Source organism: Ectothiorhodospira marina, assembly GCF_900109495.1.
Taxonomy (GTDB): domain Bacteria; phylum Pseudomonadota; class Gammaproteobacteria; order Ectothiorhodospirales; family Ectothiorhodospiraceae; genus Ectothiorhodospira; species Ectothiorhodospira marina.
Genome location: NZ_FOAA01000020.1, coordinates 33,803 through 46,270, shown reverse-complemented (window position 1 = coordinate 46,270; position 12,468 = coordinate 33,803). Strand labels below are relative to the sequence as shown.

The window sequence follows — 12,468 nt, the reverse complement described above, 5'->3', positions numbered from 1 at the left end:
GGCCCGCGCGGGTGTATCCGACTTTCGTGGCCTGTCGGGGGGTGGAGTGGCATCTGATGCGCCGGTCGGGCGCTTCTCGAAGCGCCCCTACAGAGCCTCGGTGTTTCTGGGAGGTAGGACGTCCTGAGGCCATGAAGCATGGGTAGGGGCCGTTCGCGAACGGCCCGCGCGGGTGTATCCGAATTTCGTGGCCTGTCGGGGGGTGGAGTGGCATCTGATGCGCCGGCCGGGCGCTTCTCGAAGCGCCCCTACAGAGCCTCGGTGTTTCTGGGAATGGGCGCTTCTCGAAGCGCCCCTACAGAGCCCTCGGTGTTTCTGGGGATGGGCGCTTCTCGAAGCGCCCCTACAGAGCCCTCGGTGTTTCTGGGGATGGGGGCTTCTCGAAGCGTCCCGACGAGCCTCGGGGGTGTGTGGTTGGCCGTTAGATCCGCCGCGCCTGATCCCCTGCATTCCCCGTGTACCGCCCCGGGGTGAGTTCCCTGAGATTGGCCTTGGCTTCTTCGGGAATCTCCAGGCTGTCGATGAACATGCGCAGACTGGGGCCGTCGATGCGCTGGCCGCGGGTGAGTTCCTTGAGCTTTTCGTAGGGTTTTTCGATGCCGTAGCGGCGCATGACCGTCTGGATGGGTTCGGCCAGGACTTCCCAGTTGGCTTCCAGGTCGGCGTCCAGACGGGCGGTGTCGGCTTCCAGTTTGCCGAGGCCCTTGGCCAGGGCCTGGTAGGCGATCACCGACCACGCGAAACCCAGGCCGATGTTGCGCAGCACGGTGGAGTCGGTGAGGTCGCGCTGCCAGCGGGAGATGGGCAGCTTGCCGGCCAGGTGATCCAGCACGGCGTTGGCCAGGCCCAGATTGCCCTCGGCATTCTCGAAGTCGATGGGGTTCACCTTGTGGGGCATGGTGGATGAACCCACCTCGCCGGCCACCACCCGTTGCTTGAAATATCCCAGGGAGATATAGCCCCAGGTGTCCCGAGAGAAGTCGATCAACACCGTGTTGAAACGGGACAGGGCATGGAACATCTCCGCCATGTAGTCGTGAGGTTCGATCTGGATGGTATAGGGGTTCATCTCCAGGCCCAGGTTGTCGATGAAACCGCGGCTCAGGGTCTCCCAGTCCACCTCCGGGTAGGCGCTCAGGTGGGCATTGAAGTTGCCCACGGCGCCGTTCATCTTGCCCTTGAGGACCACATCGGCCACCTGGTTGCGGGCAATCTTGAGGCGGTGCACCACGTTGGCCATTTCCTTGCCCAGGGTGGTGGGGGAGGCGGGTTGGCCATGGGTGCGCGACAGCATGGGCTGATCGGCATGGCGATGGGCCAGATCCTTGATGGACTGGATCACCTCGTCCATCAGCGGCAGCATGGCCTGCCCGCGGGCATGCTTGAGCATCAGGGCATAGGCCAGGTTATTGATGTCCTCGGAGGTGCAGGCGAAGTGGAAGAACTCGCTGATGGCCTCCAGTTCTTTATTGCCCGCGATCTTCTCCTTGAGGAAATACTCCACCGCCTTCACGTCGTGATTGGTGGTGCTCTCGATGTTCTTCACCCGCCGGGCGTCGTCCTCGGAGAAGCCTTCCACGATGCCGTTGAGGATCTGCACCGCATGCTCACTCAGGGCCGGCACTTCGGCGATGCCGGGGTGATCGGCCAGGGCCTTGAGCCACTCCACCTCCACTTGCACTCGGTGGCGGATCAGGCCGAATTCGCTGAAGATGGGGCGCAGCATTTCGGTCTTGTTGCCATAGCGTCCATCCACCGGGGCGATGGCGGTGAGGGTTGAAAGATCCATGGGAGCTTCTCCGGAGGGGCTTGCGAAAAAGGCCGTGGATTATACTACAGGTCAGTTCAATGCAGGTGGCAGGAGCGTGATCATGTCGAAAGACCGGATCGAGCAAGACAGCATGGGTAAGGTGAACGTGCCTATGGATGCCCTCTATGGGGCACAGACCCAACGGGCCGTGGACAACTTTCACATGAGCGGGCGGCCCATGCCCCCCGCCTTTATCCAGGCCCTGGGGCAGGTCAAGGCCGCCTGCGCCCAGGTGAATGCCGAACTGGGACTGCTTCAACCCGGTATGGCCCAGGCCATCATCCAGGCGGCCGAAGAGGTGGCGGAGGGCCTGCACGGGGACCAGTTTCCTGTGGATGTCTTCCAGACCGGCAGTGGCACCAGTACCAATATGAATATCAACGAGGTGATCGCCCACCTGGCCACGCGGCAACTGGGTGAAGCGGTGCATCCCAATGATCATGTAAACCTGGGGCAGAGTTCCAATGATGTGATCCCCACCACGCTGCATGTGGCCGCCCGGGTGGCCCTGGAGCGGGATCTGATCCCGGCCCTGATCGATCTGGCCGATGGGCTGGACCGGCGGGCGGCCGAGTACAAGGATGTGGTCAAGACTGGCCGTACGCACCTGATGGATGCCATGCCGGTGCGCCTGGATCAGGAGATCGGCGGCTGGGTGCAGCAGTTGCGCTATGGGGTGGAGCGCCTGGAGGACGCCGCCGAGCGCCTGGAGGAGCTGGCCATCGGTGGCACGGCGGTGGGCACGGGGGTGAATGCCCATCCGGAATTCGGCGAGCGGGTGGCGACGGCCCTGTCGCGCCGCACTGGCGTGGCCTTCGTGCCCAAGCCGGATCGGTTCGAAGCCCTGGGGGCGCAGGATGCCGCCGTGGAGATGAGCGGCCAGCTCAAGACGGTGGCCGTGAGCCTGATGAAGATCTGCAATGACCTGCGCTGGATGAACTCCGGGCCCTTGTCCGGCCTGGGGGAGATCGCCCTGCCGGCGCTGCAGCCGGGGAGCAGCATCATGCCGGGGAAGGTGAACCCGGTGGCGCCGGAGGCGGTGGCCATGGGGTGTGCGCGGGTCATGGGGAATGATGTCACCATCACCGTGGCTGGGCAGTCCGGAAACTTTCAGCTGAACGTGATGTTACCGGTGATTGCTGATGCGTTGCTTGAGAGTATGCAGTTGCTGGGTGGCGGCGCGCATTTGCTGCTGAAGCGGGTGGTGGAGGGCTTTGTGGTGAATGAGGGGCATCTGGCGCAGGCCCTGTCGCGCAATCCGGTGCTGGTGACGGCGCTGAATCCGTTGATTGGATATGAGAAGGGGGCGGCGATTGCCAAGAAGGCCTATGCGGAGGGTCGTCCGGTGCTGGAGGTGGCGCTGGAGATGACGGATCTGGATGAGGCGGAGTTGAGGAAGTGGCTGGATCCTATTGGAATGACAGGGCAATAGGAGGGTCAAGTTTGTGATGGGTGGGTTGCTGGGGTCGTTCGCGAACGACCCGTACGGGATTCTGGGGGAGTAGGGGGTGTGATGTTGGCGGGGTGCTGTGTGGGGGTCGTTCGCGAACGACCCGTACGGGATTCTGAGGGGGTAGGGGGTGTGATGTTGGCGGGGTGCTTGTGTAGGGGTCGTTCGCGAACGACCCGTACGGGATTCTGGGGGAGTAGGGGGTGTGATGTTGGCTGGGTGCTGTGTAGGGGTCGTTCGCGAACGACCCGTACGGGTGTTGGGGGGGGTCAGGATGAGGCGGACTGTTTTTGTTGGTTCGTCGAACACGAATCCTGAAGATACTCACATAACTCGTCATACGGCAGCGGTCGGCTGAAGTAATAGCCTTGCACCGATTCGCACTCCAGGGCCTTGAGAAATTCCAGCTGATGCCGTGCTTCCACCCCCTCGGCCACCACCTCCAGCCCCAGCCCCTTGGCCATGGCCACGATGGCCGTGACGATGGCGGCGTCGTCACGGTCCTGGGGGATGCCCCGCACGAACGAGCGATCGATCTTCAGGGTGTGGATGGGGAAGTGCTTGAGCTGGTTCAGGGAGGAATAGCCCGTGCCGAAGTCATCCACTGCCAGACGGAACCCCAGGCGGTGCAGTGCCTCGAAGATCTCCACGGCCTTGTCGATGTCCTGCATGATGGTGCTCTCGGTGAGTTCCAGCTCGATCTGTGAGGCCTGGATACCGATTTCCTTGATGATGGCGGCGTACTGGCAGGCCAGATCCGTCTGGCGAAACTGGCGTGGGGAGAGGTTGATGGCCATGCGAGGCACGGGCAGGTCGGCGGCTTCTAGGCGCTTCATGTCCTCGCAGGCCCGGCGTACCACCCACAGGCCCAGTCTTTCGATCAGCCCGGTATCCTCGGCCACGGGGATGAAATGCCCAGGGCTGAGATAGCCCTTCTCCGGGTGTTCCCAGCGTACCAGTGCCTCCAGGCCCTCCACCTTGCCGGTGGCCAGTGAGATCTGCGGCTGATAGTGCAGTTGGAATTCGTCCCGTTCCAGCGCTTTGGAGAGTTCATTTTCCAGCATCAGATGCCGGTAGGTCTGGGCATTGATGTCCTGGGTGTAGAAGTGGTAGTGGTTCCGCCCACGCTGTTTTGCCTCGTACATGGCTGCATCGGCGTTCTTGATGAGGGTGTCCACGTCCCGACCGTCGAAGGGGTGGATGCTGATGCCGGCACTGCAGGTGAGAAACACCGGGTGGCCGTGGACCACGTACTCGCAACTCACGTTATCGATCAGGTGTTGCGCGAAACGGGCCAGCAGGTCCAGGGAATCCACCCGATTGAGGATGATGCCGAATTCGTCTCCACCCAAGCGTGACAGGGTGACATTGCTCTCGTCCAGGTGATGATGGCTGAGTAGATCGGCGTCGGCCAGGAGGGCGCGCAGGTTGTCGGCCAGGGTCTTGATGAGGCGGTCGCCGCAACCATGACCCAGGCTGTCATTCACTCGCTTGAAGTGATCCAGATCCATGAGGATGACGGCCACGTGGCTGCCGTCATCCTCATCATTTGGGTGGCCCTGCTGGATGAGTTGATGCAGGCGGTCGCTGAAGAGGATGCGGTTGGGCAAGCCAGTGAGGGCGTCGTGGCTGTACTGGTGGGCCAGTTCCAGGGATTGACGCTCGCTGATCTTCTTCAGTGTGCGGTGCTGGTGTTCCATCAGGGTGTACAGGGCGGCGCTCTCCAGGGCATAGGCCGCGTTGAAGAGGATGATGGAGAGCACCTTCATGCCGGGATCGCGGGGATGCAGCGGTTGCCCCCGGGTGCGGCCCACGAACATGCCGCGAATGCGGGTGCGGGAGGAAATGACGTGCAGCACCCAGTGGTCGCCACAGGCTGTATCGTCTTCGCCCTGGCCCCCGCCAGGGCAGGGCAGGCAAACCGGGTGGTTCTGGTTGAGTGCCCATGAAAATATGCCTGCCTCGATGAGTCGTTCCACCTCGGCCTCCAGGGCCGGGCCCTCGCACCCCGCCTGGCGGTAACTCAGGTGAAAGCTGGACTCGTCGTCCACGGTGTAGTAACCCGCGTCTTCCAGGGGAAGTATGCGCCCCACGCACTCATGGGTGCTTTCCAGGATGGCCGAGATATCCCGACTTTGACTGTGATCGCCGAAGATGGCGGTCATGGAGGTGAGCACATCCATGGCGTAGTGATGCCACTGGCTGGCTTGCTCCAGGTGTTGGACCCGTTCGCGCAGGTAGTCCATGTCCGGCAATGCGTCGTCTTCATTTCGGGTCATACGCATCCTGTCCCCCCGCCCTAGGCAAGAAAAACTTCGACTGCCTGAGCATAATGCTGCTCAGTATAGGCGCTGACTTGTTCAAGCAGGGTTTCAGACAGGGCGATTCGTGCCCAGGCCTGTTCATCGATGGGTGGCACCATTCGCTCGCCGCTGGAGCCCATGCGCAGGGCATTGGCCATGCTGTCGGCGGCGTGGACCACAGCTGTCTCCACGGGATAGCGTTGTGCCTCATTGGGATCGTGATGGCACCGCACCGGCTCATGCAGGGCCGCCGGTAACTGCCAGCGTTCCAGGAGTTCGCCACCGAGTTGCGCATGGTGGAAACCCAGTTCCCGTTGCTCCTCGCGGAACAGCAGATCCTGGCTGTGCTCGCGGGCCTCAAGGACTCGGGCCATGGCGTCCGGCATGTGCATGTACATGACCAGTCGGCCAATATCGTGAAGCAGACCGGCCACGTAGAACCGCTCCACATTGGCCTCGCGGCGAAAACTGGCCAACGAACGGGCCAGCAGGGCGCAGCCGATGCTGTGCCGCCAGAAGGATTCCAGGTCGATGCCGGTGATGGGCATGCCCTCAAAATGCCGGATCACCGTCGCGGCCAGGGTCAGATCCCGCAGTTGCTGGGTGCCGATGATGCTGATGGCGCGCTGGATGGAATGGATGCCGCCGGGCAGGGCATAGAGGCTGCTGTTGGCGATTCGCAGTACCTTGGCGGCCAGTGCCGTGTCCGACTCGATGACCGAGGCCATGGCTTCGAAGGAACTGTTGGGATCGTTGATGGCGCTCTCAATGCGGTGGTAGACGTCGGATAGCGTCCCCAGATTCGGATCCCGGGCCAGGATGTCGTCCAGGCGCGCGACGGTCATGACTGGGCCTTGAGCTGGATCATTGAGGCCAGGCGCCGCGTGGCCAGGTCGAACAGGGTGTGCATGACCGCCTTTTCGAGATCGCAGTGCCGAAAGGCATTTCGCATCACGGCCTCGGCCTGGTGATAGCTTTGTTCATCGATGGGGGGTGGGGGGGTCGTAGAGGGCAGACAATCGTCCGTCGCGCTTGGGGGGGCGTCTTGCCAGATGGCCACCTGGGTGACGCCCCAGGTCTTGAGCACGCGCAGGTGCTTGTCCTTGAGCGGGATGCCGGCGGAGAGCAGCAGGCGACCACTGCGGTCCCGCACATCTTCCGCCAAGACAGTGCCGGCGTCGGCTTGGTCGGCGGGGATCGTCCTTTTGGTGTCGATCATGCCTGCTCCGCTTGAAATGGGTTGCCAGAGGGCTGCCGGTCAGTTTAGCCGCTTTATGTTTATGGGAATTGTCAAAGTACCGGGACTTGCCATGTGGGGCAAGGGGGGAGGGGACGGGCGGATGCAAGGATCCGCCCGTCATACGCCAAGGGCTAGAGGTCAGGCAGCCGCCAGTTGGCGCAGCACATAATGCAGGATGCCGCCATGGCGGTAGTATTCCCATTCCTTGGGCGTGTCGATGCGCACCCGGGCCTGGAAATGGGTCTCCTGGCCGTCGTCGGTCCTGGCCGTCACGGTGACCTCGCCAGGCTCACCTTCCAGACCGCTGATATCGAAGCACTCCTGTCCGGTCAGTCCCAGGCTCTCGGCGCTATCACCCTCCTTGAACTGCAGGGGCAGCACGCCAAAGCCCACCAGGTTGGAGCGGTGGATGCGCTCAAAGCTCTGGGCGATGACGGCGCGGATGCCCAGCAACCGGGTGCCCTTGGCCGCCCAGTCCCGGGAGGAGCCGGTGCCGTACTCCTTGCCGGCCAGTACCACTAGGGGCACGTCTTCCTGGTGATAGCGCATGGCGGCATCATAGACGCTCATCTCCTCGCCGCTGGGTACGTGGGTGGTCCAGCCACCCTCGGTGCCCGGGGCCATGCGGTTGCGCAGGCGCACGTTGGCAAAGGTGCCGCGCATCATCACCTCATGATTGCCCCGGCGTGATCCATAGGAATTGAATTCCTTGGGCTCGATCCCATGGGACTGCAGGTATTGGCCTGCCGGGCTCTCCGGATGGATGCCGCCCGCCGGGGAGATGTGGTCGGTGGTGATGGAGTCGCCCACCATGACCAGGCAGCGGGCCCCGTTGATGTCTCCAGGGGCCTTGGGCTCCATGGTCATGCCTTCGAAGTACGGCGGGTTCTTCACGTAGGTGGAGTCGGCCCAGTCATAGAGTTCGGATTCGGTGACGCCGATCTTCTGCCAGTTGGCGTCCCCCTGGAAGACGTCGCCGTATTTCTCCTGGAACATGGCCGAGGAGATGCTGGCCTCCATCAGTTCGCTGATCTCCGCCTGGCTGGGCCAGATATCCTTGAGATACACCGGTTGCCCCTTCTTGTCGGTGCCCAGCGGTTCCTTGTAAAGGTCCACGGCCATGGAGCCCGCCAGGGCATAGGCGACCACCAGAGGGGGCGAGGCCAGATAGTTGGTGCGCACATCAGCATGGATGCGGCCCTCGAAATTGCGGTTGCCTGAGAGCACCGACGCCACCATCAGGTCGCCATTCTTGATGGCGTTGCCAATGGGTTCCGGCAGCGGGCCCGCGTTGCCGATGCAGGTGGTGCAGCCAAAGCCCACCACGGAGAAACCCAGGGCCTCCAGGGGTTTGAGCAGGCCGGCCTTTTCCAGGTAGGCAGGCACCACCTGGGAACCGGGGGCCAGGGAGGTTTTTACCCAGGGCTTGGGCATGAGGCCCTTCTCGTGGGCCTTTTTCGCCACCAGGCCAGCGGCCAGCAGCACGGCCGGGTTGGAGGTGTTGGTGCAGGAGGTGATGGCAGCGATCACCACGGCGCCGTGCTTGAGCAGATGTTTCTCACCGCCCATTTCGTATTCCACCGCCCCCTTTTCGTGGGTGTTATCCACCCCCGGGGCGGTGTGGCCGCCTTCGCCCGCGAAACGCTCTTCAGCGTCGCCTTCCGGAGCTGAATGATGTTCCCTGAAAAATTCATCCAGGGTGTCCATGAAATTGTTGCGGGCCTGATCCAGGGGGATGCGGTCCTGGGGTCGCTTGGGGCCGGCCAGGCTGGGGACGATGCTGCCCAGATCCAGTTCCACGATCTCGCTGTAATCCGCCTGGCGGGCACCGGTGTCGCGCCACAGGCCCTGAGCGCGGGCATAGGCCTCCACCAGGGCCACCTGTTCGTCGGTGCGGCCCGAGAGTCGCAGGTAATTCAGGGTTTCCTTGTCCACCGGGAAGATGCCGCAGGTGGCGCCATATTCCGGGGCCATGTTGGCAATGGTGGCGCGGTCAGCCAGGGGCAGGTGGTCCAGGCCATCGCCGAAGAACTCCACGAACTTGCCCACCACGCCCTGCTTGCGCAGGATCTGGGTGACGGTGAGCACCAGGTCGGTGGCCGTGGCCCCTTCCGGGAGCTTGCCGCTGAGCTTGAAGCCCACCACCTGGGGGATGAGCATGGAGATGGGCTGGCCCAGCATGGCCGCCTCGGCCTCGATGCCGCCCACGCCCCAGCCCAGTACGCCCAGGCCGTTGATCATGGTGGTGTGGGAATCGGTGCCTACCAGGGTGTCGGGGTAGGCGTGGTATTCACCGTTGTCCTCGCGCACGAACACGGTCTGGGCCAGGTACTCCAGGTTCACCTGATGCACGATGCCGGTGCCCGGGGGCACGACACGGAAGTTCTTGAAGGCCTTCTGGCCCCAGCGCAGGAACTGGTAGCGCTCCTTGTTGCGGTGGTATTCCAGCTTGATGTTCAGGTCCAGGGAATCGGCCTTGCCGAAGTGGTCCACCATCACCGAGTGGTCGATGACCAGGTCCACCGGGGCCAGGGGGTTGATGCGGTTGGGGTCCTTGCCCAGGGCCTTCATGGCATCGCGCATGGCCGCCAGGTCCACCACGGCGGGCACGCCGGTGAAGTCCTGCAGCACCACCCGGGCGGGAGTGAAGGCAATCTCCTCACTGGGCTCGGCCCTGGCCTCCCAGTTGAGCAGGGCCTTGACCTGGTCCTGGGTGATATTGTTGCCATCCTCGTTGCGCAGCAGGTTTTCCAGCAGCACCTTGAGGGAATAGGGGAGGCGGTCCACGTCGTGGTCTGCCTTCAGCGGCTCCAGGCTGCTGATGTGGTAGGTCTTGTCTTGTACCTGGAGGGTGGTGCGTGTGTTGAATGTGTCGGTCATCGTGCGTCCCTCTTGGTTTGTTTTTGTCGGGGCAAACTGTCGACAATCGTGACCTGCCGCCCCTGCTGGTTTAGAATGCTGCCGCGCAATAAAGATTGTTGTCAAAATAACCTAGTGACACAAAGGGATCATACATCCCTCCCCGCCCTGCGGGGCAGCCTAGCAGAGGGTTCTACTGTGCTCGAAGCCTATCGCCAACACGTTCAGGAACGCGAAGCCCAAGGGGTGCCGCCCAAACCGCTGGATGCCGGGATGACCGCGGATCTGGTGGAACTGCTGAAAAACCCGCCCCAGGGCGAGGAGCCGTTCCTGCTGGACCTGATCACCCATCGCGTGCCGCCGGGTGTGGATGAGGCCGCCTACGTGAAGGCCGGGTTCCTGTCCGCCGTGGCCAAGGGCGAGGCCAGCTCGCCACTGATCGACCGCAAGCATGCCGTGGAACTGCTGGGCACCATGCAGGGCGGCTATAACATCGCGACCCTGGTGGAGCTGCTGGACGACGCCGAACTGGCCGAGGCAGCCGCCGCCGAGCTCAAGCACACCCTGCTGATGTTCGATGCCTTCCATGATGTGGAAGAGCGGGCCAAGTCCGGCAACGCCCACGCCCAGGGCGTGATGCAGTCCTGGGCCGATGCGGAGTGGTTCCTGAACCGTCAGGCCCTGCCGGAAAAGCTCACCGTGACGATCTTCAAGGTGCCCGGCGAGACCAACACCGATGATCTTTCCCCGGCCCCGGATGCCTGGAGCCGCCCGGACATCCCCCTGCATGCCAAGGCCATGTACAAGAACCCGCGCGAGGGTGTGACCGACGCCGAGGCGCAGATCAAGGAGCTCAAGCAGAAGGGTCACCCCGTGGCCATGGTGGGCGACGTGGTGGGTACCGGCTCCTCCCGCAAGTCCGCCACCAACTCGGTGCTGTGGAACATCGGCGAAGACCTGCCCTACGTGCCCAACAAGCGCTTTGGCGGTGTGTGCATGGGCGGCAAGATCGCCCCGATCTTCTTCAACACCATGGAAGATGCCGGCGCCCTGCCCATCGAACTGGACGTGAACGCCCTGGAGATGGGTGATGTGGTGGACATCTACCCCTACGCGGGCAAGGTGTGCCGTCATGGCAGCGACGAGGTGATCACCACCTTTGAACTGCGCACGCCGGTGATGCTGGACGAGGTGCGTGCCGGTGGCCGTATCCCGCTGATCATCGGTCGCGGCCTCACCGATCGGGCCCGCGAGTCCCTGAGTCTGGTACCGTCGGATGTCTTCAAGCGCCCTGAGGTCCCCACCGACAGCGGCAAGGGCTTCACCCTGGCGCAGAAGATGGTGGGCAAGGCCTGTGGCGTGGAGGGCGTGCGCCCCGGCACTTACTGCGAGCCGCGCATGACCACCGTGGGTTCCCAGGACACCACCGGCCCCATGACCCGCGACGAACTCAAGGACCTGGCCTGCCTGGGCTTCCAGGCAGACCTGGTGATGCAGTCGTTCTGCCACACGGCGGCGTATCCCAAGCCGGTGGATGTGCAGACCCATCACACCCTGCCGGACTTCATCATGAACCGTGCCGGCGTGGCCCTGCGCCCCGGGGATGGCATCATCCATTCCTGGCTGAACCGCATGCTGCTGCCCGATACCGTGGGCACCGGTGGCGACTCCCACACCCGTTTCCCCATCGGCATCTCCTTCCCGGCCGGTTCGGGGCTGGTGGCCTTTGCCGCCGCCACGGGCGTGATGCCCCTGGACATGCCCGAGTCGGTCCTGGTGCGCTTCAAGGGTGAGCGCCAGCCGGGCATCACCCTGCGTGACCTGGTGCATGCCATCCCCCACGCGGCCATCCAGCAGGGTCTGCTCACGGTGGAGAAGAAGGGCAAGAAGAACGTCTTCTCCGGTCGGGTGCTGGAGATCGAAGGGCTGGACGACCTCACGGTCGAGCAGGCCTTTGAGCTCTCCGACGCCTCCGCCGAGCGTTCCGCCGGTGGCTGCACCATCAGCCTGTCCGAGGAACGGGTGGCCGAGTACCTGCGCTCCAACGTGACCATGCTGCGCTGGATGGTGGCCAATGGCTATGGTGATCCGCGCACCCTGGAGCGTCGCGCCAAGGCCATGGAAGACTGGCTGGCTGATCCGAAACTGATGCGTGCCGATAAGGATGCCGAATATGCAGCAGTGATCGAGATCGATCTGAACGCGATCAAGGAGCCCATCCTGTGTGCCCCGAACGATCCGGATGACGCCCGTCTGCTGTCCGAAGTGGCCGGTGGGAATATCGATGAGGTGTTCATCGGTTCCTGCATGACCAACATCGGTCACTTCCGTGCCGCCGGCAAGCTGCTGGAGAAGTTCCAGGGTGGTCAGTTGCCCACCCGCCTGTGGCTGTCACCGCCGACGCGGATGGATCAGCGCCAGCTCACCGAAGAGGGGTATTACGGCATCTACGGTCGTTCCGGTGCCCGCATGGAAATGCCGGGTTGCTCCCTGTGCATGGGCAACCAGGCCCGTGTGGCCCCGGGGGCGAAGGTGGTCTCCACCTCCACCCGCAACTTCCCCAACCGCCTGGGGGATGGTGCGGATGTGTTCCTGGCCTCGGCCGAGGTGGCCGCAGTGGCCGCGGTGCTGGGTCGTCTGCCCACGCCCCAGGAGTATCTGGAGTATGTGGCCGACCTGAACACCATGGCGGGCGAGGTCTACCGGTATCTGAACTTTGATCAGTTGCCGGAGTATGAGGAAGCGGCGCGCAAGGTGATTTCCATCGCCGCAGCGTAATCCGGCATCGCCCCTCTCCCCTCAGGGG

Annotated in this window: 7 protein-coding genes; 2 read left to right on the top strand and 5 right to left on the bottom strand. The window is 63.4% G+C overall.

The features are described 5' to 3' along the window. Positions 1-421 precede the first annotated feature (421 nt). Entirely contained in the window at positions 422-1,789 is a 1,368-nt protein-coding gene (gene purB / locus BMY52_RS13830) for an adenylosuccinate lyase (protein WP_090255401.1), read from the bottom strand. Between the two features lie 82 nt (positions 1,790-1,871). Between purB and BMY52_RS13825 the strand changes: the two genes are divergently transcribed. After that, the gene (locus BMY52_RS13825; RefSeq protein WP_090255399.1) at positions 1,872-3,242 is read left to right on the top strand and encodes a class II fumarate hydratase; all 1,371 of its coding nucleotides are present in this window, start codon (positions 1,872-1,874) and stop codon (positions 3,240-3,242) included. A 287-nt stretch (positions 3,243-3,529) separates the two neighbouring features. On the opposite strand, the gene BMY52_RS13820 is transcribed toward BMY52_RS13825, so the two are convergent. The 4 genes from BMY52_RS13820 to acnA form a co-directional block, all read right to left on the bottom strand. Further along, the gene (locus tag BMY52_RS13820) at positions 3,530-5,539 is read right to left on the bottom strand and encodes a putative bifunctional diguanylate cyclase/phosphodiesterase (RefSeq protein WP_090255397.1); all 2,010 of its coding nucleotides are present in this window, start codon (positions 5,537-5,539) and stop codon (positions 3,530-3,532) included. 20 nt (positions 5,540-5,559) lie between these two features. Beyond that, positions 5,560-6,408: an HDOD domain-containing protein gene (locus tag BMY52_RS13815; RefSeq protein ID WP_090255393.1), complete on the bottom strand. Its 849-nt coding sequence runs from the start codon at positions 6,406-6,408 to the stop codon at positions 5,560-5,562. Then, positions 6,405-6,782 (bottom strand): hypothetical protein, encoded by a 378-nt coding sequence (locus BMY52_RS13810; RefSeq protein ID WP_090255391.1) that lies wholly within the window; start codon positions 6,780-6,782, stop codon positions 6,405-6,407. Before BMY52_RS13810 ends, BMY52_RS13815 begins: the two co-directional genes overlap by 4 nt. A gap of 159 nt (positions 6,783-6,941) precedes the next feature. After that, entirely contained in the window at positions 6,942-9,683 is a 2,742-nt protein-coding gene (gene acnA / locus BMY52_RS13805) for an aconitate hydratase AcnA (RefSeq protein WP_090255389.1), read from the bottom strand. Positions 9,684-9,860: 177 nt separating this feature from the next. On the opposite strand from acnA, the gene acnB reads away from it, so the two are divergent. Further along, positions 9,861-12,440, top strand: coding sequence for a bifunctional aconitate hydratase 2/2-methylisocitrate dehydratase (gene acnB, locus BMY52_RS13800; protein WP_090255387.1), 2,580 nt, complete (start codon positions 9,861-9,863; stop codon positions 12,438-12,440). Positions 12,441-12,468: the final 28 nt, after the last annotated feature.

Bases quoted from the DNA above. Each gene is read 5' to 3' on its own strand.
- BMY52_RS13825 (WP_090255399.1), top strand. From the start codon at position 1,872: ATGTCGAAAGACCGGATCGAGCAAGACAGCATGGGTAAGGTGAACGTG.
- BMY52_RS13820 (WP_090255397.1), bottom strand. From the start codon at position 5,539: ATGACCCGAAATGAAGACGACGCATTGCCGGACATGGACTACCTGCGC.
- BMY52_RS13815 (WP_090255393.1), bottom strand. From the start codon at position 6,408: ATGACCGTCGCGCGCCTGGACGACATCCTGGCCCGGGATCCGAATCTG.
- acnA (WP_090255389.1), bottom strand. From the start codon at position 9,683: ATGACCGACACATTCAACACACGCACCACCCTCCAGGTACAAGACAAG.
- BMY52_RS13810 (WP_090255391.1), bottom strand. From the start codon at position 6,782: ATGATCGACACCAAAAGGACGATCCCCGCCGACCAAGCCGACGCCGGC.
- purB (WP_090255401.1), bottom strand. From the start codon at position 1,789: ATGGATCTTTCAACCCTCACCGCCATCGCCCCGGTGGATGGACGCTAT.